The 24,040-nt window shown below is 36.7% G+C and carries 21 protein-coding genes, 2 tRNA genes and 1 other annotated feature; of the genes, 22 read left to right on the top strand and 1 reads right to left on the bottom strand.

Annotation, left to right across the window (positions count from 1 at the left end):
* Window positions 1–3 precede the first annotated feature (3 nt).
* On the top strand, window positions 4–1,209 hold the full coding sequence (locus MKZ18_RS18040; RefSeq protein WP_061785403.1) for a cation:proton antiporter: 1,206 nt from the start codon (window positions 4–6) through the stop codon (window positions 1,207–1,209).
* A gap of 239 nt (window positions 1,210–1,448) precedes the next feature.
* Here MKZ18_RS18040 and MKZ18_RS18035 read toward each other — a convergent pair whose 3' ends face one another.
* Window positions 1,449–1,655: a hypothetical protein gene (locus MKZ18_RS18035; protein WP_061785402.1), complete on the bottom strand. Its 207-nt coding sequence runs from the start codon at window positions 1,653–1,655 to the stop codon at window positions 1,449–1,451.
* Between the two features lie 236 nt (window positions 1,656–1,891).
* Here MKZ18_RS18035 and MKZ18_RS18030 point away from each other — a divergent pair, with 236 nt between their 5' ends.
* From MKZ18_RS18030 to MKZ18_RS17930, 21 genes are all read left to right on the top strand, one after another.
* Entirely contained in the window at window positions 1,892–3,889 is a 1,998-nt protein-coding gene (locus MKZ18_RS18030) for a penicillin-binding transpeptidase domain-containing protein (RefSeq protein WP_061785401.1), read from the top strand.
* Window positions 3,890–4,277: 388 nt separating this feature from the next.
* Window positions 4,278–4,895, top strand: a complete 618-nt coding sequence (locus tag MKZ18_RS18025) for a DUF47 domain-containing protein (RefSeq protein WP_025907856.1) — start codon at window positions 4,278–4,280, stop codon at window positions 4,893–4,895.
* A gap of 13 nt (window positions 4,896–4,908) precedes the next feature.
* Window positions 4,909–5,910, top strand: a complete 1,002-nt coding sequence (locus MKZ18_RS18020; RefSeq protein WP_025907857.1) for an inorganic phosphate transporter — start codon at window positions 4,909–4,911, stop codon at window positions 5,908–5,910.
* 224 nt (window positions 5,911–6,134) lie between these two features.
* On the top strand, window positions 6,135–6,554 hold the full coding sequence (locus MKZ18_RS18015) for a MarR family winged helix-turn-helix transcriptional regulator (RefSeq protein ID WP_035319955.1): 420 nt from the start codon (window positions 6,135–6,137) through the stop codon (window positions 6,552–6,554).
* 10 nt (window positions 6,555–6,564) lie between these two features.
* Entirely contained in the window at window positions 6,565–7,359 is a 795-nt protein-coding gene (gene racE / locus MKZ18_RS18010) for a glutamate racemase (protein ID WP_061785400.1), read from the top strand.
* A 122-nt stretch (window positions 7,360–7,481) separates the two neighbouring features.
* Window positions 7,482–8,567 (top strand): GerMN domain-containing protein, encoded by a 1,086-nt coding sequence (locus MKZ18_RS18005; RefSeq protein WP_061785399.1) that lies wholly within the window; start codon window positions 7,482–7,484, stop codon window positions 8,565–8,567.
* A 424-nt stretch (window positions 8,568–8,991) separates the two neighbouring features.
* Complete coding sequence (rph, locus tag MKZ18_RS18000; RefSeq protein ID WP_035320239.1) at window positions 8,992–9,714, top strand: ribonuclease PH; 723 nt, start codon at window positions 8,992–8,994, stop codon at window positions 9,712–9,714.
* A 36-nt stretch (window positions 9,715–9,750) separates the two neighbouring features.
* Entirely contained in the window at window positions 9,751–10,347 is a 597-nt protein-coding gene (locus MKZ18_RS17995) for an XTP/dITP diphosphatase (protein WP_061785002.1), read from the top strand.
* A gap of 14 nt (window positions 10,348–10,361) precedes the next feature.
* Window positions 10,362–10,871, top strand: coding sequence for a metallophosphoesterase family protein (locus MKZ18_RS17990; protein ID WP_061785003.1), 510 nt, complete (start codon window positions 10,362–10,364; stop codon window positions 10,869–10,871).
* A gap of 127 nt (window positions 10,872–10,998) precedes the next feature.
* Window positions 10,999–11,072: transfer RNA gene (locus tag MKZ18_RS17985), tRNA-Arg, on the top strand.
* 132 nt (window positions 11,073–11,204) lie between these two features.
* On the top strand, window positions 11,205–12,212 hold the full coding sequence (locus MKZ18_RS17980) for a tyrosine-type recombinase/integrase (protein ID WP_341344587.1): 1,008 nt from the start codon (window positions 11,205–11,207) through the stop codon (window positions 12,210–12,212).
* Window positions 12,213–12,747: 535 nt separating this feature from the next.
* On the top strand, window positions 12,748–13,992 hold the full coding sequence (locus tag MKZ18_RS17975) for a DEAD/DEAH box helicase family protein (RefSeq protein ID WP_341344586.1): 1,245 nt from the start codon (window positions 12,748–12,750) through the stop codon (window positions 13,990–13,992).
* 364 nt (window positions 13,993–14,356) lie between these two features.
* Window positions 14,357–14,740, top strand: a complete 384-nt coding sequence (locus MKZ18_RS17970; protein ID WP_341344585.1) for a hypothetical protein — start codon at window positions 14,357–14,359, stop codon at window positions 14,738–14,740.
* A gap of 124 nt (window positions 14,741–14,864) precedes the next feature.
* Window positions 14,865–16,427, top strand: a complete 1,563-nt coding sequence (istA, locus tag MKZ18_RS17965) for an IS21 family transposase (RefSeq protein WP_144594440.1) — start codon at window positions 14,865–14,867, stop codon at window positions 16,425–16,427.
* Window positions 16,428–16,429: 2 nt separating this feature from the next.
* On the top strand, window positions 16,430–17,194 hold the full coding sequence (istB, locus tag MKZ18_RS17960) for an IS21-like element helper ATPase IstB (RefSeq protein WP_025909801.1): 765 nt from the start codon (window positions 16,430–16,432) through the stop codon (window positions 17,192–17,194).
* A gap of 336 nt (window positions 17,195–17,530) precedes the next feature.
* On the top strand, window positions 17,531–18,115 hold the full coding sequence (locus tag MKZ18_RS17955; protein ID WP_253347715.1) for a recombinase family protein: 585 nt from the start codon (window positions 17,531–17,533) through the stop codon (window positions 18,113–18,115).
* A gap of 331 nt (window positions 18,116–18,446) precedes the next feature.
* Window positions 18,447–18,519, top strand: a tRNA-Arg gene (locus tag MKZ18_RS17950).
* Between the two features lie 341 nt (window positions 18,520–18,860).
* Window positions 18,861–19,110: a binding site (T-box leader), on the top strand.
* Between the two features lie 93 nt (window positions 19,111–19,203).
* A complete protein-coding gene (gene ilvB / locus MKZ18_RS17945; protein ID WP_144593832.1) occupies window positions 19,204–20,910 on the top strand; it encodes an acetolactate synthase large subunit in 1,707 nt (568 codons plus the stop codon).
* Window positions 20,907–21,419: an acetolactate synthase small subunit gene (ilvN, locus tag MKZ18_RS17940; protein ID WP_025908570.1), complete on the top strand. Its 513-nt coding sequence runs from the start codon at window positions 20,907–20,909 to the stop codon at window positions 21,417–21,419. Before ilvB ends, ilvN begins: the two co-directional genes overlap by 4 nt.
* Window positions 21,420–21,478: 59 nt before the next feature.
* Entirely contained in the window at window positions 21,479–22,504 is a 1,026-nt protein-coding gene (ilvC, locus tag MKZ18_RS17935) for a ketol-acid reductoisomerase (RefSeq protein ID WP_025908569.1), read from the top strand.
* Entirely contained in the window at window positions 22,491–24,023 is a 1,533-nt protein-coding gene (locus MKZ18_RS17930; protein ID WP_025908568.1) for a 2-isopropylmalate synthase, read from the top strand. The genes ilvC and MKZ18_RS17930 overlap by 14 nt, the downstream gene beginning before the upstream one ends.
* Window positions 24,024–24,040 lie beyond the last annotated feature (17 nt).

The raw sequence follows: 24,040 nt of genomic DNA, 5'->3' as shown, positions 1-24,040 counted from the left end.
TCTATGGATCATTTAGTTTTTGAAGTTGGAACAGCGCTAGTATTGGTGGCAGTGGCTGCTGTTTTGGCAAATAAATTAAAATTTACTATTATTCCATTTTTAATCTTATTAGGAATGGCAGTAGGACCACATGCTCCGGAATTTGGAGCCCTAAGCTTTAAGTTTATTGAAAGTGAAGAAATTATCTCTTTTATGGGCAGAATTGGGGTGCTATTCCTTCTCTTCTACTTGGGCTTGGAATTTTCAGTCGGAAAGTTAATTAAATCGGGGCGTTCTATCGCTGTTGGTGGTTCCATTTATATCTTAATTAACTTTAGTCTTGGTTTGTTGTATGGGTACTTGACAGGTTATCCTCTTTTAGAAGTACTCATTATGGCTGGTATTATTACGATTTCTTCAAGCGCAATTGTTGCTAAAGTTCTGGTTGACTTAAAGCGAACGGCTAACCCTGAAACTGAACTTATTCTAGGAATTATTATGTTTGAGGATATTTTCTTAGCAGTCTATTTATCCGTCGTATCAGGGCTTGTACTTGGTGACCACACGTCCATCTGGAGCTCTGTCGTATCGGTTTTAATTGCGTTTGGTTATATGTTGTTGTTCTTTATCATTGCTCGCAAAGCAACGCCTCTACTCAACAAATTGTTAAACATTTCTTCAAATGAAATTTTTATTATTGTTGTGTTTGCAACACTGTTTTTTGTTGCTGGATTCTCAGAAACAATTCACGTTGCAGAAGCAATCGGAGCATTGCTGTTAGGCCTAGTGTTTTCAGAAACGGAGCATCGCGATCGCATTGAGCACTTAGTCATTCCATTTAGAGATTTCTTTGGAGCGATTTTCTTCTTTAGCTTTGGATTAAGCATTGATCCTTTAACGCTATTAGATGCAGCATGGTTAGCAATCGGTGCGGTTATCTTAACCATCATCGGAAACTTCACATCCGGTATGATAGCTGGTCGTAAAAGCGGATTATCTCATAAAGCATCAACGAATATTGGGTTAACGATTGTTTCACGTGGGGAATTCTCAATTATTATGGCTAATATTGGAATAGCGGGTGGACTGGCTTCAATTTTACAACCATTCGCAGCTTTATATGTACTCATTCTAGCCATTCTCGGACCATTATTAACGAAAGAGTCGAAGATGATTTATGGAATGTTAAACAAGATTTTTAAATGGAAAAAGGTTGAAAAATCTCATTAATCATAGTTGGCAAATCGGAATAATTTGATATATTTCAAGATAATGAAATGGATGGCTTGGTATTTTGAGGACCAGCGAATTGCTGAACGGAAAGCTTCTACCCATTTTAGGTGAGAGTTTTTTGTGTTAATAGGATAATAAAATGAAGGAGTTCTCTAAAGAAGCAAGATCTCGTCTGTTTATCATAAAGGAAGTCAAAATAAAAATTTTAAAAAAGCCGACTCATAAAGAGCGGCTTTTTAGGTTGTTGGTTTTGGTTTAGTAGGAACAGCTTGATCGACTTTTTTAGTTTGCTGGATATAGACTTTGAATAAGAAGATATTTAAGCATCCTAATGTTAAGAACAAAGGTGCGAAATAATATTCTTTTACGAGAAATAAAACGAAAACGCTTCCAAAACAGAACAGAGAACTAAATAAAAAGTAAAACTGTAAGAACTTTTTCACTTTAATCGCCTCCTGTTTACAACTTCTTACACTTATTATATCAAATGATTAACAAAATAGACACAAAATATTCACAAATTGTTCAAAAAAAATTCGCAAAATATCTTGATTTTTTGTCGAAAACAATCATATGTGTATGATGTATAACAAATGGACGAAAAGAGTTGCTTAAATTGGGAATATATATGTAAAATTTAATATTGCAGGAAAAAAGTACAATTAAAGGGGATGAATAGATGAAAAAATTGAGCTTGTTTTGTTTGATGATGTTAATCATGATTATAGCGGGCTGTTCAAATGAAGAAGCAGCGAGCGATCGCTTTGAACAATATGTGAAGCTTTGGAATGATCAAAAGTTTGAAGACATGTATTCTTATCTATCTCAAGAAGCTAAAAAAGATGTGACAAAAGATGAGTTTGTAGCTAGATATCAAAATATTTATGGCGGAGCTGAGGTAAAGAAATTAAAAGTAAAGGCCATAAAATCTGAGGGAAAGCCAGAAAATAATGAAATTTCTTTACCGTTTGAAGTAAGTATGGACACGGCAGCTGGGAAAGTTTCTTTTAAAGAAAACGCGCTATGGGTTGAAGAAAAAGTTGATGATAAAAACAAGTGGAGCGTATCTTGGAAACCCAGCATGATTTTTGAGGGAATGACGGACGGAGATGAAGTAAGCGTTAAAACATTGCGAGCTGAACGAGGAGAGATTACCGATCGTTCTGGAAGTTATTTAGCTCAGAATGGAAATGCTTCTCAAGTAGGCATTGTACCAGTAAAATTCAAGGCGAAGATGGATGAGAATAAAGAGAGCTTAAGCAAGCTTTTAAATATATCCACTGAAGAAATAGATAAGGCGCTTAATGCTTCATGGGTAAAAGAAGATCAGTTTGTGCCAATCAAAACAATGACAGAAGATGAAGCTTTAAAAGGAGAAGAGCAGCTTCTAGGCATTGAAGGAGTTCAAATTAATAATGTACCTGCACGTGTTTATCCATGTGCTGAAGCGTGTGCACACTTAGTAGGTTATGTAGCCCCTGTGACGGCAGAGTTTTTGAAACAACATAAGGGTGAAGGATACAACTCCCAGTCTAGCGCTGGTTTAATTGGTATAGAAGCTCAATACGAAGAGACGCTGCGTGCCAAAGATGGAGCAGTAATTTCGATTGTGGGTTCTGATGGTAACGTAAAGAAAGAAATTGCGAGTAAGGAAGCCGAAAACGGAAAAAATGTGCAGCTGACAGTAGATGTAGCAATGCAGAAAAAGCTATATGAACAAGTAAAAGATGAAAAGGGGCTCGGGGTTGCGATTCATCCTACAACAGGAGATGTATTAGGAATGGTTAGTGCACCTTCTTTTAATCCAAACCATTTTTCTTTAGGAATTACATCTACAGAGTACAGTAAACTGTCTAACGACGCAGCTAAGCCGTTACTGAACCGTTTTAACAAAACATATTCACCTGGCTCTACATTTAAATTACTATCGGCAGCATTGATTGCTGACAGTGAGAAGTTTGATTTGAATGAAAAGAGAACAATCGGTGATAAATGGCAAAAAGATAGCAGTTGGGGCGATTTTTATGTCACGCGTGTAGGCAATCAACCTAACGTCAATTTTCGAGATGCGCTTGTCACATCAGATAATATTTATTTTGCCCAAGCAATAACGGAATTAGGAGTAAAAGCGTTTGAGCAAGGTAGCAAGAAGTTTGGTTTTAACGAAAAGTTACCAATCGAGTTTCCGTTTCAAACGTCTAAAATTTCACAAAGCAATTCTATAGACTCTGAACTTCTCTTAGCAAATTCAGCATATGGACAAGGAGAAGTGCAGATTAGTCCTCTTCATCTAGCATCTGTATATTCGTCTATTGTAAACGATGGGAATATGATTAAACCAAAGCTTGTTATGAATGAGGAAACAGAGCCTGAGTTTTGGAAAGAGGACGTAATGAGTAGTGAAGCAGCTTTAAAGATCAAAGAAAGCTTAATTGGCGTTATTGAAGATCCTAATGGGACAGCGAAAGAAGCGAAAATAAGTAATTTAACGCTTGCTGGAAAAACTGGTACAGCAGAATTGAAACTTTCTCAAGGTGAGAAAGGAAAAGAAAATGGTTGGTTTGTAGCGGTAGATACTGAGTCACCACATTTACTAGTAGCTATGATGGTTGAGGATGTAAAAAAAGGTAGTCATGATGTTACGCCAAAGGTAAAAAATATATTTAGCCAAAAATAACAATTAAATAAGAAAAAAGAGGGGGAGAATTTAAGTATTCCCCTTCTTCTTTGTTTCGATTTAATTTTCAGAATAAATAAAAATGTTAAAAGTTTGTAAACCCCAATATTATCCAACGGTTTGGTATCCCTTGATACAACAAGGGTTTATATAATAAGAAAATAAGATTGTAAAGTGGGGTCTTTACAATTCGTCTGAAAACATATTGACATTCGTTCATAATAGGAGTAATTTTTGTTTTGGTATTAAAAAATTCAGTGAAAAAGCTAAGTTTTTGTCGAACGATGTAAAGAGATATAATCTACGATGAAAGCTTAATTAAAATAGGGACTGAAAAAATACATAACGAGTCCTTATAAAGGTTAATAAATTGGATGGAGGCTTTACCGTGATTAAAAGGAAAAAAGACAAATTTTCTGAAATGTTGCTTGATATTGCTCAAAACCTAAAAGACTCAGCTGACTTTTTAGGCAACTTTGAATTAAACAATGTATCAGATTTAAAAGAATTCGCTAATGTATTAAAAGCATACGAATCAAAAGGTGACCAATATGTTCATACAGTAATTACAGAACTGAATAAAGCATTTATCACACCGATTGAACGTGAGGATATTTTACAATTAGCGATGAGTCTAGATGACGTATTAGACGGTATTGATAACTTTGCAGCTATGCTGGAAATTTACTCAATTGCAAAATTTGATGAGTATGTAAAAGAATTTGTGAAGAATATTCAAAGTTGTGCAGCTGAAATTTTACTAACAATTAATCTTTTATCTGAAAAGAAATTATCTCAAATCAGTGCACATGCAATTAAAATTAAAGAATATGAGTCGCAATGCGATATTTTATATAGAAGAGCGTTGAAGCAATTATTTTCTACATGTAAAGATCCAATTCAAGTAATCCAGTATAAAGAAATTTATGAAATATTAGAAGAGGTGGCAGATTACTGTCAAACTGTTGCTAATAATTTAGAGACAGTTATCATGAAGAACGCGTAAAGGGGCAATAAAATTGGATTCACTGTTACTTTTAACTATCCTTGTTGTCGTTGGAGCGCTTGCCTTTGATTTTATCAATGGCTTTCATGATACAGCAAATGCAATTGCTACGTCTGTTTCAACCAAAGCGTTAAAGCCTAGACATGCAATTATTATGGCGGCAACAATGAATTTTATAGGAGCAATGACTTTTACAGGAGTTGCAAAAACAATTACAAAAGATATCGTTGATCCATTTACACTTCAAAATGGATCAGTTGTAATACTAGCTGCGTTAATCGCTGCAATTGCATGGAATTTAATTACATGGTATTACGGAATACCAAGTAGTTCGTCACATGCTATCATCGGTGCAATTGCGGGAGCTGCCATTGCAGCAGCGGGATTTGGTGCATTAAACTATGGCGGTTTTATCAAAATTATTCAAGCTCTTATCATCTCACCAATCCTTGCTTTTGTTGTTGGTTATATTGTATATACCATCATAAAGCTAGTCTTTAAACATAATAGTAATTTATCTAAGACTAACAAGCAGTTTCGTCATGTTCAAATCTTAACAGCGGCATTACAATCTTACACTCACGGAACGAACGATGCTCAAAAGGCAATGGGGATTATTACAATGGCCTTAATTGCAAACAATATGCAGAGCTCAACTGATATTCAGTGGTGGGTACAGCTCTCTTGTGCATTAGCAATGGGAATTGGAACATCAGTTGGTGGTTGGAAAATCATCAAAACAGTTGGTGGTAAGATTATGAAAATTCGTCCGGTTAACGGTGTAGCGGCAGACTTAACAGGTGCTGCGATTATTTTTGGAGCGACGTTTATTCACCTACCAGTTAGTACGACGCATGTTATTTCATCATCAATTCTTGGTGTTGGTTCAGCTCATCGTATTAAAGGTGTTAAATGGGGGACGGCACAGCGTATGTTAATTACATGGGTTATTACGTTGCCAATCTCCGCTACGTTAGCAGCAATTGCGTATTTCATCTTAGATCTATTCTTTTAAAGAAGCTCAATTCCTGAGCTTCTTTTTTTAGTTATCTAAACGAAGGGTTAGATTTTAGGCAGCTGTTTAAGTTCTAGCTTGAAAAAGAGCGTGAAAAAGAGGACAATAAACATGATAGTTACGAAGGTACGTAGGGCGCTATGCGTTTAAATAAAAATAGAAATAAGGTGAATTCCTTAGAAAGTTAGAAAGGTGGTATATGATTGCGAGATCAAGATGAAAGCATGGTAGCAGAGTTGGAAAGGTCGCTTCGGCATATTGAAGCAATCATTAAACAAAAAGGTAGAGAAATTTTGGGGCAGTATTCGATTACTCCGCCCCAATTTATTGCATTGCAGTGGTTGTTTGAGCGTGGTGATATGACAATCGGTGATTTGTCTAATCGAATTTATTTAGCCTGCAGTACCACAACTGATTTAGTAGATCGTATGGAAAAGAACAAATTGGTGATGAGAGTAAAAGATCCAAAAGATAGACGAGTTGTTCGTATCCATCTGCTTCCAGAAGGAGAGCGGATTATTGAAGAAGTAATTTATAAAAGAAGAGGTTATCTAGAAGGTGTACTAAGTGACTTCTCAGAAGAGGAAATAAAAGATCTTCAAGGTAAATTAAAGAGATTACATGATGAAATGAAAGAAAAATGAGGCGATTTTTGTGAGTAGACCAATAGGTGTTATTGATTCAGGTGTAGGTGGATTAACCGTTGCGAAAGAGATTATGAGACAGCTTCCGAAAGAACAGATTATGTATATCGGAGACACAGCTCGCTGTCCATACGGGCCCCGACCCAGTGAAGAAGTGAAAGCTTTTACTTGGGAGATGACGAACTATTTAGTAGAGCGTAATATAAAGATGCTCGTCATTGCCTGTAATACAGCGACGGCTGTTGTACTTGAGGAGATTCAGCAGCAGTTAGATATTCCTGTACTTGGAGTCATTCAACCTGGTTCTCGTGCAGCGCTTAAAGTGACGAAAAATCACAAAATAGGTGTCATAGGGACAAACGGTACGGTCAAGAGTCAGGCGTATACACATGCTCTTAAAGCTTTGCATAATCGAGTAGAAGTAGATAATCTAGCCTGTCCACTATTTGTACCGTTAGTCGAGAGCGGTAATTATGAAAGTGACGAAGCTTTACAGATTGTAAAGGAAACGCTAAAGCCGTTGACTAACACGGATATTGATACGTTGATTTTGGGATGTACTCACTACCCGCTGTTACGACCCGTTATTCAACAGGTAATTGGAAGTGGTGTCCAGCTGATAAGCTCTGGTGAAGAGACAGCTATTGAGGTGAGCGCTATCTTATCTTATAGTAATTTACTAGCATCAAACGGTGAATTACCTGAGCATCAATTCTTCACAACAGGATCAGTTGAACTTTTTCAATCTATTGCATCGAAGTGGTTTGAGCATCCGGTGTATAACGTAAATCATATTGTTTTATAATCTACACAAAAGGAGCAGTGAGAGGTCGCTGCTCCTTTCGTATGAAAAAATAAATTCCTTCGGTCTAAAATAAAAAAAGGCTCGTATACATAATAGTACAAACCGTCTGAGGAGGGGAAGAAATGTCTAAAAAGACAAATCTTATCATGGTGTCAGCAGTGGTAGCTACATCGGTACTATTATCGGGATGTGGGATGTTTGGCGGTGAAAAAACGGCAGAAATTGATCCACCAAAAGATGTCACCTACGTTAAAGATGAAAAAGCATTGGAAACTGAAGGTAAAGTAGCAAAAGAAGGAAGCAATCAGAAGAAAGAAGCAGCAAAGTCTAAAGCTGAAAATAAAACAGAAGTTTATTTGATTGATAAAAACGGCTACGTTGTGCCTCAAACATTAACTATGCCGAATGAAAAAGGTGTTGCGAAACAATCGCTTGAGTATTTAATTGAAGGTGGAGAAGTTTCAAATCTCTTGCCAGATGGTTTCCGAGCGGTGTTACCAGCGGATACTCGCGTGTTAGGAACGAAATTAGAAAAAGACGGAACGATGATTGCTGATTTTTCACCTGAGTTTGCCAATTATAAAAAAGAAGATGAACTTCGTATTTTACAAGCAATTACCTGGACACTTACTCAGTTTGACGGGGTAGAAAAAGTTAAGCTTCGTATTAATGGCTATGATAAAGATACGATGCCAGTTAATAACACGCCGATTAGCGAAGGATTAAGCAGAGCGGATGGTATTAACTTTGACAATTCAGGTGTTGTGAATATTACTCAAACAAAGCCGGCTACGGTTTATTATTTAGCTCAAAACGGGAAGCACACGTACTACGTTCCTGTTACGAAACGAATCAAGGTGAATGAAAGCGATATGTATACAGCTATTGTTAATGAATTAGTGGAAGGCCCATCTGCTTCTTCAGGGCTTGTTACAGACTTTAATCCAGATGCGCAGCTTGTATCTAAGCCGAAATACGCGGACGGTGAGCTAACGTTAACGTTCAATGAAAATATTTTTGGTAATCTGAAAGGAAGCAAAGTATCTCAACAAGTACTAGATTCACTTGTCCTTTCATTGACAGAGCAAACAGGTGTTGAAAGCGTTGCGATTAAAGTAGACGGTAAGAAGACGTTAACGAATGAAGAAGGGAAAAAATTAACTGAACCGGTGTCTCGACCGAAAAATGTGAATACAAAAAGTTTCTAAAAAGGTTTTTCACTATATTGATGATAAACATAAGAAGGAGACTGAGACGTAAGTAGTTCAGTCCTTACTATACCTGAACGATTGAGAGTTCATCACTTTTAATCGTTCAGGTTTTTTGGTTGATTGTGAAAACAATGTTGGAAACAGGGCGGAATGGAGCGTAGGACACTCGACTCCTGCGGGAAAGAGAGGGAAAACGGAGATCCCGCAGCGCAATGGAACGAACGAGTTGAGACAAATCAAAGAGATGGGAACAGCTATAGTGTTCGTCTTTTAGAAGCAATCATTTTGTTATGTCCCAAACTCTTTTCTTATTCGATAGGTATGCTTGTTAATGATATAGGTATATAATGAAAGGTGTTGTGCTTTACAGCGTTCATACGAAATGATACATATAAAAAACTATATTTAAGGAGGAGAATATATGCGCAATGATGGTCGAAATCAAAAGGAAATGCGTCCGGTTACGATTAAAACGGACTACTTAAAGCATCCTGAAGGTTCTGTATTAATATCTGTAGGAGATACAAAAGTAATTTGTACAGCAAGCATTGATGATCGAGTACCGCCTTTTATGCGTGGTCAAGGAAAAGGTTGGATTACAGCTGAATATTCTATGCTTCCGAGAGCAACGCAACAGCGAAATATCCGTGAATCTACTAAAGGAAAAGTGACGGGGCGTACAATGGAAATTCAGCGTTTAATTGGGCGTGCTCTCCGCGCGGTTGTAGATTTAGATAAAGTTGGCGAAAAAACAATCTGGATTGATTGTGATGTTATTCAAGCTGATGGGGGAACGCGTACAGCATCCATTACCGGAGCGTTTGTCGCAATGACGCTTGCTTTTGAAAAGCTGCTTAAAGAAGAAAGAATGAAGGAAATGCCAATTACAGATTATTTAGCCGCTACGTCTGTTGGAATGCACCGTGAACATGGTGCGATTCTAGATTTGAATTACGAAGAAGACTCAACTGCAGAAGTTGATATGAACATTATTATGACAGGGCAAGGTAAATTTGTTGAGCTGCAGGGAACAGGTGAAGAAGCAACGTTTTCTAAACAAGAGCTTGATGAATTAATTTCGTTGGGGGAAAGCGGAATTAAGCATCTTATTGAAGCGCAAAAACAAGTGCTTCAATCGCTCTAAGCAAAGCTGTTAACATTAGATGTGGAGGAGATTAAGATGGTTCGAGAAGTCATTATTGCAACAAAGAATGCAGGGAAAGTAAAAGATTTTAAAACACTTTTTTCTTCTAAAGGCATTGAAGTTAAGTCGTTGCTAGATTTTCCTGAGATTGCTGATGTTGAAGAAACGGGAACAACTTTTGCTGAAAACGCCATTTTAAAAGCTGAAGCAATCTCACATACATTACATACTGCCGTTATAGCGGATGATTCTGGTTTATCTATTGATGCGTTAAATGGGGAACCGGGCGTGTATTCAGCGCGATATGCTGGCGAACAAAAGGATGATAATGCTAATATAGAGAAGGTACTAGAAAAGTTGAGCGGTGTGCCGTTTGCTGAGCGAACTGCAAGGTTTCATTGTACGCTGGCTCTTTCTGTACCAGGAAAAGACACGATTACAGTAGACGGAACGTGTGAAGGATATATCTTGGAAGAGAAAAGAGGAGAAAATGGCTTTGGCTATGATCCAATCTTCTATATCGAACGGTGGAAGCGTGCAATGGCGGAATTGACGAAAGAAGAAAAGAACACAATTAGCCACCGAGCAAACGCACTAAAAAAGCTTGAACCACTGATTGATGCCCAATTTTAAAGGAGTGATGACGTGTGAAACTATTGATTGTAAGCGATAGCCACGGATTACAAGATGAGTTAATCGTAATTAAGGAGAGACATGCAGATGTAGATAAAATGATACACTGTGGTGACTCAGAACTTTTGCAAAATAGTAAAGAAATGGCGAACTTTTTAAGCGTTCGTGGAAATTGTGATTACGATGCATCCTATGTCAACGATCGCGTTGAAAAAGTGGGAGAAGCTACATGTTTGGTAACACACGGTCATTTATATAACGTCAAAATGTCAATGATGAATCTTCACTACAAGGCAAGGGAAGTAGGGGCAAATGTCGCATGCTTCGGTCACTCTCACGTTGCAGGGGCAGAAGTAATGGACGGCGTATTGTTTATTAATCCCGGAAGTATTTTACTGCCGCGTATGAGAAAAGAGCGCACGTATGCTATACTTGAGGTTGAAGATAATGAAGCAACCGTTCAGTTTTATGATATAAGTGGTGAGCATATTCCTAGCATGCAGCTGACGTGCACGCTTGCTTAAAAAAATAAATAAAATAAATGAGAAGAGAAAATTTCTCCTCTCTTCTCATTTATTTTTTAAAAAAACATTGACTTTTTAATTATATTTAAATATAATTAAAAATGTCTTTGAAACGATTTAGTAATATGTCCCAGTAGCTCAGCAGGATAGAGCAACGGCCTTCTAAGCCGTCGGTCGGGAGTTCGAATCTCTCCTGGGACGCTAGAAATCGGGTACTAAAGCCCGTCAAATCAACCTCTTATATCGTTTAGTGAAACGGTCAGTATAACGGTCACGCAAGAAATTACACCGATTATTGACTTATATCACTTACGTTATAGGAGGTTTTTTGTTGTGACCAAAAGAAAAGGAATACTAGATGTTCAAATTGATGTAAAAAACCTAATTGGAGAAATGTCTATTTCAAGCAATCCTACCCAAAAAGCAAAAGATAAACAACCTTTGTTATCAAACGATTCAAAGTTAATTACAAACGCTTTAGAGGTTATTACAAGGCAAATGAAGGTGAGTGGTAATAGAAGCAGGACAATTAGTGATTATATTCTTCATGTTGAACATTTTCAGAATGTTACAGGGGTGAAATGCGTATCGGATATTACTGCTGATACCATATACCAATGGTTAGATAGCATGAATGTTAGTAATCAAACTAAATTAACACGTTTAAAATGTCTAAAGGCTTTTCTTTCACGTTGCTTTGATAATGGATGGATTGAATTAAAGTTTTGGAAGATGATTAATATTAAAGTTGACCAGAAGGTAAAAGAGGGGGCTACAGAGCATGAGGTTAATGTTTTGCTATCCTTGTTAGACTTTGGTAACTTTATACATTTAAGGGATGCTGTAGCTGTTCTAGTGATGTTTAAAACAGGTATTCGAATAAATACATTGGTTCAGCTAGAAGAACGACATATAGACCTTAATAATAACGTGTTGAATTTAGATGGTAGCATAATGAAAAACCATCAACAAATTAAGTTACCTTTTGATGATTTCCTTAAAAAGTTATTCGAGGTCTTAATAAAACAGAATGCAGTTATTAGAAGGGAATATGGAAAGAACAATACATTAATATTTATTACAAAGTACGGTGATGTAATTTCAAATTCACCAACTCATAATAACATTCAAAAACGCCTAAATAAATATTCTAAGATGTACGGCTTAAAAAACATTAATCCTCACGCATTGAGAAGAGGGTTTGCTAAATCATTATTGGAAAAAGGGGCAAATGTTGCTGTAATCTCTAAAGCGTTAGGGCATAGTGATATATCGGTAACAACAAAATATTTGCATTTAGATGTTGATGAAGTGGTGGATAATCTACGTGCTTATATGTAAGGTCATTACAACCTTGTCCAAGTTGATTGAAGAATACTAATTCAGTTGTATGTAGCATGTTTTTTAGACTTCCTTATTTGTTTATGGTATAATATTTATCGTAGTCAGTGTTTCAAGTGACTATAAAACACATAAACTTATAACAATTAAATAAATCATAAAACCTTAATAGAAACAAACCAAACACACAAAATATTTCCCCATTTTATTTAGGGGTTATTTTGTGTGTTTTGTTTTGTTGAAACATCAAGAATAAGTAGTAAGGGAGTGAAAAGAAAATGAAAAACCTAAATTTATTCGAGCCGTTTTGGTACTTTTTCGGCTAGGCTTTGGAAAACGACAGTTTTTCAAAGGATGGTGATAAAAAGTACATAGTAATTGTTTTGCACCTTTATATATTCTTTTTTAAGGGTTAGAGCCTAGAACCCTTGATACATAAGGGTTTGTTATTGGTTTTTGCACTTTTTACATTTTGAATATGTAGAATTATGTAAAAGGTGATTCAAATATAAAAAATGAAAGGAAATGATTTAATTTGACAAAAGTAACAGTGATTGATTCAATTATGGGGAGTGGCAAAACGTCATGGGCGAAGGAGTACATGAACCGTCATCAAAAAAGCAAAAGATTCTTATATGTTTCACCTTATTTAGACGAAATACATAATAACATTTTAATAGATTGCCCATTTCTAGTTGAACCAGATTCGAAGCTTGGACATGGAACAAAGCTAAAACATTTTAAGGAATTAATTGCAAAGGGTGAAAGTATAGTCACGACACACGCTTTATTTCGTTTGTTTGATGATGAAGTTATTGAGTTGCTTAGAGATGCAGGGTACATATTAATTTTAGATGAAGTTGCAAATGTTATTGAAAAAGTGGAAAAGGTAACGAAGCAAGACATTGAATTATTATTAAATGCAAATAAGATTGAAGTAAAGGATGATAGAAAAGTTAATTGGCTTGATGATAATTATAATGGTGTATTTGATGGGCGATACGCAAACATTAAATATCACGCACAACAAGGAAATATCTACTTACATAGAGGTTTAATGCTGTTTTGGACATTTCCAACAACGGTATTTGATTTATTTGAGGAAACGTACATACTCACTTATTTGTTTGATGGGCAAATACAAAGGTATTATTATGATTTATTTAAAATAGGTTATACATATAGGAGCATTGAAAAAATGGGTAAAAGTTATTGTTTAGTTGCCCATAATCCGTATGATGAGGGGCGAAGCCGTTTTAAAAGATTAATAAATATTTATGAAGGAAAATTAAACATTAACTATGTAACGGATGGAAAGGTAAAAGGAAATGAATTGTCTGCTACTTGGCTAAAAAATGCTAGTGATGAAGTTATAGAACGGTTAAAGAAAAATTTATATACATATTTTAGAAGCTGTGGAAAATCAAATGATAATCTATGGACAACAAAAAAATCAATGAAGTATAGGCTTCAAGGTAAAGGATATACAAAGGGGTTTATTCCGTGGACAACAAGAGCAACAAATGATTATCAAGATACGCACAACTTAGCATTTGCGTATAACTTATATATGAAACCGTTTGAAAAACAATTTTTTGAGGATGCTGGGGTAAAAGTAAATGAAGATTTATTAGCACTTAGCGACTTGTTGCAATGGATATGGAGAAGTGCCATAAGAAAATCAAAAGCAGAGCCAATTAACATATACATACCGAGCATAAGAATGAGAACCTTATTGTATCAATGGCTTAACAATGAGGAAATCAAGTTTAAGAAATAATATTAGTGTCTATTAACAAAACATAAACCATTGAACTTTCAAATAACTTTATAAACATAAGAACATAAAATATATACTCAAATAAGGAATTGTAAGGCTATTTGAGATTTCAAACATAAAAGTCGAATCCCATTCTATAATAAATGATGGGGTTTTTAAATGTATAAAAGGAGATTTTTATAAAGTAACAAACTGTGATTCATTCCCACAGTTTGTTAATTATTTTATGAATATTAATTAAACCCTGTCTATAGACAGGGTTCTATCGTATGATATTTTTTAAAATGTTACAAATTCCAATAGTAAATTATGGTATATTGGAATTAGAAAATTTAAAAAATAGGGTGATAAGAGGGGGAACATCGTGAAAAGATTATTGTTTTTGATGGTAATACTGGCTGTTGTATTAAGTGCATGTGGAGGAAGAGACTTGTCTAACGTTAAGACTTCTTTATATGGTCATTGGAAAGATGAAGAATCGGGTGCAGAATACTATTTTAGTGATGGCACTTTTATTGTTGTAGATGAGGAAGGCAAAGAAGAAAATACTTACAAGGTTTTAGAACATGATGAAGTTAAAAATACGATTAAAATACGAGAAAAAGATAAAGACGATTCGGGATATGAAATGGAAATTGTTTTTAGTAGTGATAAAAGGGAATCAGTAGAAGTAACGACTTTTGGAGATACATATGAATCTGGAAAAAAGAATGAAGATAGTCCTTTCAAGGAAAGCTGTGACTGCTAGAATAAAGTGTACAGTTTTTGCTTGATAAGATGAAACGCTTATTTACCCAAATATACCAGCAAAAAATATCAACCTATCACTGTAAAATGATCATAGTTCATACTTGCAGTGGAGGTTAGCGAAGGTGGATAAGTGGGAAATGTACATGGAGATAAAGCAATTATTAAAGCAAGGATTTAGTCAGACAAAGATAGCTGAAAAGTTAGGGGTTTCTCGAACAACTGTTTACAGGCACTTAAAGAGATCTCCTTCGGAGATGGCGGAATGGGTTGATTCTCTTCAGTATAAAAAGAAAAAATTAGATCCATATAAAGAACTGATTTTATCTTGGTTGAGAATGCATCCGGATATGTCAGCAGCACAAGTTTATGATTGGCTTTTAGAGAAATATAAAGATCTAACTGTTGGAGAAAGTACAGTAAGAACATATGTAAAAGCATTAAGAGAAGAATACAAAATAAATAAGGAAACATCTCCTCGAATGTATGAGGCAATTCCTGATCCCCCAATGGGAGAACAAATGCAAGTAGATTTTGGTCATACGAGACAAAAAACTGTTGATAATAAGGAAGCCAAACTCAACTTTATAGCTTTTGTCTTATCACATTCTAGACAAAAGTATAAAGAGTGGTTGGATAGACCATTTACAACACGGGATGTTATACAAGCCCATGAGAACGCGTTTAAATGGTATGGAGGAATGACCAATGAGATCGTTTATGACCAAGATAGTTTAATTGTTGTTAGCGAAAATGGTGGAGATCTAATTTTAACTAAAGAATTTCAGCAGTATAGAGAATCCAGAGGAATAAACCTTCGGGTTTGTAGAAAAGCTGACCCTGAGAGTAAGGGAAGAATAGAAAATGTAGTTGGATTTATCAAACAAAACTATGCCAAACATAGAGTGTTTCATAACATCGACTCTTGGAATGAGCAAGGATGGGAATGGCTGAACAGAACGGGTAACTATAAAATACACAATACAACAAAAAAGAGACCATTCGAAGTGTTCCTCCTGGAAAAGCAACACTTAAAACCAGTCTCCCAAAATATAGATATTCAAAATAACTATGAGATAAGTATAGCAAGATGTGTTCATAAGGACAATACTATTCGTTACCAATCTAATCGGTACTCTCTTCCACTTGGAACTTATAACAAATATGAAAAAGTATGTATCAAGGAAACGGAGACTAAAGAATTAGTTATTTATATACCTGATACTGGCGAAATTATTGCAAAACATTCAATTCCCGAAGGGAAAGGGATGTTAATAAAAGATAAAAAACATAGTAGGGATCGTACAAAAGGTGTTGGAGCATTCATTCATACAGTGGCTGAGAGATTTGAAGATAAAGAACTAGCCTTTAAATATTTAGAGAAGGTTAGGGAAAAAAATCCTCGTTACATTAAAGACCAGTTGCAAATCATCTTGCGCGAAACAAAAGGTATCGATAACGAAGTACTGACTAAAGCGTTAGCAGAGTGTTTAAAAAGGAAATTATACAGTGCAACTGATTTTGGCGATATCATTGCATATGTGAAACGTCAGCGCCAGGTACATGAAACAGTTATTGATAAAAAGAAAGAAGTTAAGACTTTGAACAGGCTATCAGAATGGGTTTTAGAAACAGAAGCATACAAAAGAAAAGTAGATACTTACACGGTTTTAATGGAGGTTGAATAGCGATGAGCCAAATCCAACAATTACAAGACATAATGAAAGGGTTAAGACTCGTTGAAACTGCCAAGCATCTCCCCCATTTGATCAGAGAAGCTGAGCAAAAAGACCTTTCATTTACTCAATTCCTGTTAGATGTCACTTCTTATGAACAAACTCGAAGAGAAGAAAAGCAACTAAACAACCGATTAAAGTGGGCAACTTTTCCTTTCAGCAAAACACTTGAGGAGTTTAATTTAAAAGAACAAAAGTCTTTAAGCAACAAACAACTAAATAGATTAAAAGATTTAACTTGGATAGAACAGCTGTACAATTTGATTTTATTAGGGCCACCAGGTGTAGGTAAAACTCACCTGGCCGTAGGCCTAGGAATAGAGGCTATTAACCAAGGGTATAAAGCGATATTCACATCAATGGGAGATTTAATTCATAACCTGAAAACAGAAGAAATCACACGAAAGTCAAAAGCAAGAATGAAAAGAATTAGAGAGGCTGATTTAGTCATAATAGATGACTTAATGTTTATGGCAATGGATCAACAAGAAGCTAATATGTTCTTTCATTTAATTAATGACTTGTATAATCAGTCTTCCATTATCTTGACCTCTAATAAGGCACCAAAAGAATGGGGAGAATTATTGGGTGATCAAGCTATAACAACAGCAATTCTAGATAGGATTCTTCACCGAGTAGAAATCATTCATTTAAATGAAGATAGTTATCGTATGAAGCATCGTTCTACCATATTTGGGGAACAAAGTGTTTCAAAATAACGAGCAAAAATTGTTTCATTCTACTTGACGGTCACAAAAGCATTGATAATTTAACAAAAACTATTGTTGCAGGTAAAACATTTGTTGCTAATTGGAAATATGTAGATGACAAACAAAAGCCATAAAATATATTAATTAAAGTAATAGGAGTGGGGGAAAATTCCCCTGTCTTTATTTATATCGTTACCGATAGACTACACTCAAACGGTAATGAACAGGTAAAAAAGAAAGGCTAGTAATACCAAGGGTTTTAAGGCTCTGATTTATTACCGTTTGACTATTACCGTAATTGTTAGTAAAATATAATTATAAATAACGGTAATGGAGTGGTTCGAAATGAGAACAATCGGATATATAAGGGTAAGTAGTGAAGGTCAAAACATCGCACGACAAAAGAAATCATTGAAAGAAGCAGGGTGTAAAGAGTTTTATATTGAAAAGCTAAGTGGTGCTTCAATGGAGCGTCCAGAACTGCAAAGAATGTTAGAAGAACTTAATAAAGGTGATACTATAATCATTCATGAAATTAGTCGTTTATCACGTTCAACTAAAGACTTACTTACAATTGTTGAGATTATCCAGAATAAAGGAGCAGGGTTAAGGTCTGTTAGTGATAAGTGGTTAGACCTTTCTGACGATAACCCCATGAGTGAATTTATATTTACTATATTTTCAGGTCTAGCACAGTTTGAACGTAAAATGATTAAGCAACGTCAAAAAGAAGGTATAGAGATTGCTAAAAGTGAAGGTAAATTCAAGGGTCGTAAAACGAAATTAATTGAAGGTGGTAAAGAAGAACAGCGAATGAAAGCGATAATTGAAGCATATCAACAAGGGAAGTCTATAAATGATATTCGTACAACTTTTAAAGTAGGCACAGGCACTATCTATAGGCTGTTGGAGCGTGAAGGGATTAAGTAATGTAATTTAATAGGAAACGTTCTAGGCACTCTCTAAGGGTGTTTTTTTCATTTCTAAGAGGGGTTGCTTATCACCAATAGCCTATATTGGTATTATGAAATGTGTAATAGCACTTCTACTCCCACAATCAGAGTTAAAATACAGCACCGTGTGAAACATGAGAAAATACCCTTAATAGAGATTGTTTTACCGTGTGAAAATTTATTATAAAAATCTAATTGATTAGTGACTATTTATTGAAATTACTAATTTATTCCTATATAATGAAGACAACGGTCTAAGTTCGAAAAGTGACCGTTATACATGACTAAAGCAAAACTGCGATATATAGAGTAGCTCAGCAGGATAGAGCAACGGCCTTCTAAGCCGTCGGTCGGGAGTTCGAATCTCTCCTGGGACGTCCAAAAAGCCTACTTTTTATCTTAAAACAAAAAGCCTACTTTTTATCTTAAGATAAAAAGTAGGCTTTTTGTTTTGTTCTCCTAAGAAGTACAAATGAACTCGATAGAAAAACTTTTTTAAAGTCATCTCATCCTTAGAGTCTCAACGATGAAAGCGTATCCAAAGATTCTGTTTAGTCTAAATTATCTAAAAAATATTCAAAAAACGGTTGACTATGTATAAAAATGGGCGTAAGATAGTCCTCAAATATAAGTTTTCTAAAAATTTTAATTAGTTGAAAACGTTAGTTTTCTCTGTTATTTGAAAGTGGAAACCTGAGAATAACAGAGAGATGAAATAATGAATTAAAACGTTGAAGAGGATAAGTAATTTTGATAGTTTGGTATCAACAGAGAGTCGGGTTGCTGGAAGCCGACGTTACCAGATCAAAGTGAACTCACCTCAGAGTGTCATCCTGAATTGAGTAAGGGTGGCCGAGTGTTATTCCAACACACTCGTTATCAAAACGAATGTTTATACATTCATGAGGTAGTCTTCGTGACTGCAAATGAGGGTGGTACCGCGTAAAGTACAAAAGACTTTTCGCCCCTTGACCTATCTTAATAAAGTGGGTCTTTGTCAGGGGTGGAGAGTCTTTTTTTCTTTTTATTAAGAAAACGAAAGGATGAGAAAAAGTGGGAGCCAATATGCAAACAAAAGAGCCAGCAAGCATTGGGAAACAAATGAATGGATCTGACATGTTGATTGAATCTCTAAGAAGAGAAAATGTTGACGTCATTTTCGGTTACCCAGGAGGAGCTGTCTTACCAATTTATGATAAGCTTTACGGCTCAGGAATGTTTCATGTACTTGCTCGTCATGAGCAGGGTGGGATTCACGCAGCCGAAGGGTATGCGAGAATTTCTGGTAAGCCTGGTGTTGTCATTGCTACAAGTGGACCTGGTGCTACAAACATTGTAACTGGTTTGGCAGATGCAATGATTGACTCACTTCCTTTAGTTGTATTTACGGGGCAAGTAGCGTCAAGTGTAATTGGTTCAGATGCGTTCCAAGAAGCCGACGTATTGGGAATTACAATGCCGATTACCAAGCACAGCTATCAAGTACGTAAAGTCAGTGATTTGCCAAGAATCATTAAAGAAGCATTTCACATTGCAACAACGGGAAGACCTGGTCCAGTATTAATTGATATTCCAAAAGACATGGCGCAAGGAGATGGCGAATTCAGCTATGAAGGTGAGGTTAACTTACCTGGCTATCAGCCTACATACACGCCAAACCAGCTGCAGGTTAAGAAATTAGCCGAAGCGGTAACAGCTGCTAAAAAGCCAGTTATTTTAGCAGGCGCAGGTGTATTGTTAAGTAAAGGTTCAGAAGAATTAAAAAATTATGCAGAAAAGCAAAACATTCCTGTTGTGAACACGCTGCTAGGCTTAGGCTGTTTTCCGGCGGATCATCCGCTTCATTTAGGAATGGCCGGCATGCACGGCACGTACACAGCAAACATGGCGATTTATGAGAGTGATCTTCTCATCAGTATCGGAGCTCGCTTTGATGATCGTGTAACAGGCAATTTAAAGCACTTTGCACCAAATGCTAAAATTGCACACATTGATATCGATCCCGCTGAAATCGGTAAAAATGTACCAACGAAAATCCCAATCGTGGGAGACGCAAAAGAAGTGCTGTCACAGCTTCTTTTACAAGATGGCGAAACAGGAGATTATACGAAATGGCATGAGAAATTAGCTGGGTGGAGACAAGAATATCCTTTATGGTATGAGAACTCTTCAGAAGTGTTAAAGCCTCAAAAAGTGATTGAGCTACTGCATCAATATACGGATGGAGATGCCGTAGTGACAACAGACGTAGGTCAGCATCAAATGTGGGTTGCTCAATACTATACGTTCAACAATCCAGACCGATGGGTAACTTCGGGCGGTTTGGGAACAATGGGGTTTGGTTTACCTTCTGCCATTGGTGCACAGCTGGCAAATAAAGATAAAACAGTTGTAGCAGTTGTTGGAGATGGTGGCTTCCAGATGACGCTTCAAGAATTAGGTGTTATTCATGAGCTTAATCTACCTGTGAAAGTGGTTATATTAAACAATCATTCTCTTGGAATGGTTCGTCAGTGGCAAGAAATCTTCTATGAAGAGCGCTATTCTCATTCACTGATTCCGAATCAGCCAGACTTTATGAAACTAGCGGAAGCTTATGGTATTAAAGGGCTTCAAGCAAAGACTGAAGAAGAGGCACACGCTGTATTAAAAGAAGCGATGGAGACGGATGGTCCAGTGTTAATGAACTTCTTCGTAGCACCAAAAGAAAATGTGTATCCGATGGTTGCTCCTGGAAAAGGACTTCATGAAATGGTGGGGGTGAAACCGTGAAGCGGATTATAACAGCAACAGTGTTAAATAGAGCAGGCGTATTAAATAGAGTAACAGGGTTGTTCACCAAAAGAAATTTCAATATTGAAAGTATTTCAGTAGGTCATACCGAATCAGAAGACGTATCGCGCATGACGTTTGTAGTAAACGTGGAGGACGATGGCGCTGCTGAACAAGTAATTAAGCAATTAAACAAGCAAATTGATGTCTTAAAAGTTCAGGACATTACTGAACAGGCCGTTGTTTCACGAGAGCTTGCTTTAATGAAAGTAGCTTCAACACCAGCGAGCCGAAATGAGCTGTATGCAGTTATTGAGCCATTTCGAGCAACCATTCTTGATGTTAGCCGAGATAGTTTAATCATCCAGGTAACAGGTGAATCAAGTAAAATCGAAGCGATGATTGATCTACTTCAGCCATACGGACTGAAAGAAGTAACGCGAACGGGTACCGTAGCTGTACCGCGCGGAACGCAAAAAGTAGCGGCAAAGTGGTCATCAATTATTTAACTAAGATATAAACCAAAAATTAACCTATAAAAATTAAAAACAAAGAGGAGAGATTTATTATGACAAAAGTATATTATAACGGTGACGCAAAGGATCAATTCTTACAAGGTAAAACAGTAGCAATCGTAGGATACGGTTCACAAGGTCACGCTCATGCACAAAACTTACGCGATAGTGGAGTAAACGTAGTTGTTGGTTTAAGAAAAGGTAAATCATGGGAGCAAGCTGAGCAGGATGGATTCACAGTTCTTTCAGTGAAAGAAGCTGTACAACAATCTGAAGTTGTGATGGTCTTATTACCAGATGAGCATCAACCAAAAGTATATAATGAAGAAATTTTACCAGGATTAAAGCCAGGAAAATCATTAGTTTTTGCACATGGCTTCAACATTCACTTCAACCAAATCGTTGCTCCTGAATTTGTAGATGTATTCTTAGTAGCTCCGAAGGGTCCAGGACATCTTGTGAGAAGAACATATGAAGAAGGTGCGGGTGTACCAGCTCTATTTGCTGTATTCCAAGACGTAACTGGTGAAGCAAAAGAAATTGCGTTAGCATACGCAAAAGCAATCGGATCAGCTCGTGCTGGTGTATTAGAAACAACATTTAAAGAAGAAACAGAGACTGATTTATTCGGTGAGCAAGCAGTTCTTTGCGGTGGCTTAACATCATTAGTAAAAGCAGGTTTTGAAACGCTTGTAGAAGCAGGCTATCAGCCAGAAGTTGCATACTTCGAGTGTTTACATGAATTAAAATTAATCGTTGACCTTATGTATGAAGGTGGATTAGCAGGAATGAGATATTCAATTTCTGATACTGCTCAATGGGGTGACTTCGTATCAGGGCCACGCGTTGTAGATGAGCGTTCAAAAGAACAAATGAAAAAAGTGCTTGAAGACATCCAAACAGGTAAATTTGCTAAAGGTTGGATCCTAGAAAACCAAGCAAATCGTCCAGAGTTTACAGCAATCAATAACAGCGAAAATGAGCATTTAATTGAAAAAGTTGGTGCGCAGCTACGTGAAATGATGCCATTTGTAAAAAAACAAAAGAAAGAAGCGGTGGTCGCTAGTGCAAAAAATTAACCTATTTGACACGACGCTACGAGACGGGGAACAATCACCTGGAGTTAATCTAAACCTACAAGAAAAGCTTGAGATTGCAAAACAGTTAGAGCGTTTAGGAATTGATGTAATCGAAGCAGGTTTCCCAGCTTCTTCAAAAGGCGATTTTCAATCGGTGAAGGAAATTGCGTCGACTGTCAAAGATTCTTCTGTAACAGGCCTTGCAAGGTCTGTTACACAGGACATTGACATCGCTTGGGAAGCCTTAAAAGACAGTGCTGAACCAAGGCTGCACGTATTTATTGCTACTTCTCCAATTCACTTGGAGCATAAGTTGAAAAAGACACCAGAGCAAGTGCTAGAAACAGCGGTTGAAATGGTGAAATATGCAGCGAAAAAGTTTCCGATTGTTCAATGGTCTGCCGAAGATGCATGCCGAAGCGAATTACCGTTTCTAGCACAAATTGTAGAAGCTGTCATTGATGCAGGGGCTAAGGTTGTTAATATTCCGGATACGGTTGGTTATACAACGCCGGCTCACTACGGATCTGTGTTTCAATATTTAAAAGAAAATGTTTCAAACATTGATAAAGTGTCATTGTCTGCTCATTGTCATGATGATTTAGGCTTAGCGGTAGCGAATTCACTTGCTGCAATTGAAGCAGGAGCAACACAAATTGAAGGGACAATCAACGGGATTGGTGAGCGTGCTGGAAATGCGGCTTTAGAAGAAGTTGCACTTGCCTTAAATATTCGCAAAGATTTCTATCAAGCGGAGTCAGGCCTGGTTTTACCAGAAATTAAGCGAACAAGCGATTTAATTAGCAAGCTAACGGGCATGACGATTGCACCAAATAAAGCAATTGTAGGTAAAAATGCTTTTGCTCACGAATCTGGTATTCACCAAGATGGTGTCTTAAAAAACCCATTAACATACGAAATTATTTCCCCAGAACTTGTTGGGGTGAAACAAAACCCGATTGTGCTTGGGAAGCATTCTGGAAGACATGCATTCCGTACACGCTTAGTAGAGCTAGGGTTTGTTCTAGAAGATGAGCAAGCGAACGTTCTATTTGAAAAATTTAAGGACTTAGCAGATAAAAAGAAAGACATCACAGATGATGATTTGTTTGCGCTAGTAGTGCACAAGCAGGTTAATCACGATGTTGAATACAAGCTAGAAGGACTTCAAGTACAGTATGGTATTAATAATATTCCAACTGCTACAATCACGCTTCAGCGTAAGAATGGAGACGTTGTTCAAGAAGCGGCGACGGGATCAGGGAGCGTTGAAGCAATTTACAATACGCTGGCACGTTGTTTAGAACAAGATGTAAAGCTATTAGATTATCGCCTACAGTCCATTAACGGTGGACCGGATGCGCTGGCAGAGGTATTTGTTAAAGTAGAAAGTGACGGTGTGGAAGTAAGTGGAAGAGGCGTAGCATTTGATGTACTAGAGTCATCGGCAAAGGCTTATATCAACGCAATTAACCGCTTATTCGCAGTTAAGCAGCACCGCGTTGAGCAAGAAGTGTAATACGTAGACAAGAAGGG

The sequence above is a fragment of the Priestia sp. FSL W8-0001 genome, assembly GCF_038050335.1.
GTDB classification, from domain to species: Bacteria; Bacillota; Bacilli; order Bacillales; family Bacillaceae_H; genus Priestia; species Priestia flexa.
The sequence above is the reverse complement of the archived record's forward strand: the minus strand, read 5'-3'. Positions and strand labels throughout refer to the sequence as shown.

Coding starts and splice junctions, on each gene's coding strand:
- MKZ18_RS17955 (WP_253347715.1), top strand. CDS start 17,531: ATGAGAACAATCGGATATATAAGGGTAAGTAGTGAAGGTCAAAACATC.
- rph (WP_035320239.1), top strand. CDS start 8,992: ATGCGCAATGATGGTCGAAATCAAAAGGAAATGCGTCCGGTTACGATT.
- istB (WP_025909801.1), top strand. CDS start 16,430: ATGAGCCAAATCCAACAATTACAAGACATAATGAAAGGGTTAAGACTC.
- MKZ18_RS18040 (WP_061785403.1), top strand. CDS start 4: ATGGATCATTTAGTTTTTGAAGTTGGAACAGCGCTAGTATTGGTGGCA.
- ilvB (WP_144593832.1), top strand. CDS start 19,204: ATGCAAACAAAAGAGCCAGCAAGCATTGGGAAACAAATGAATGGATCT.
- ilvC (WP_025908569.1), top strand. CDS start 21,479: ATGACAAAAGTATATTATAACGGTGACGCAAAGGATCAATTCTTACAA.
- MKZ18_RS18015 (WP_035319955.1), top strand. CDS start 6,135: ATGGTAGCAGAGTTGGAAAGGTCGCTTCGGCATATTGAAGCAATCATT.
- MKZ18_RS18005 (WP_061785399.1), top strand. CDS start 7,482: ATGTCTAAAAAGACAAATCTTATCATGGTGTCAGCAGTGGTAGCTACA.
- MKZ18_RS17995 (WP_061785002.1), top strand. CDS start 9,751: ATGGTTCGAGAAGTCATTATTGCAACAAAGAATGCAGGGAAAGTAAAA.
- MKZ18_RS18030 (WP_061785401.1), top strand. CDS start 1,892: ATGAAAAAATTGAGCTTGTTTTGTTTGATGATGTTAATCATGATTATA.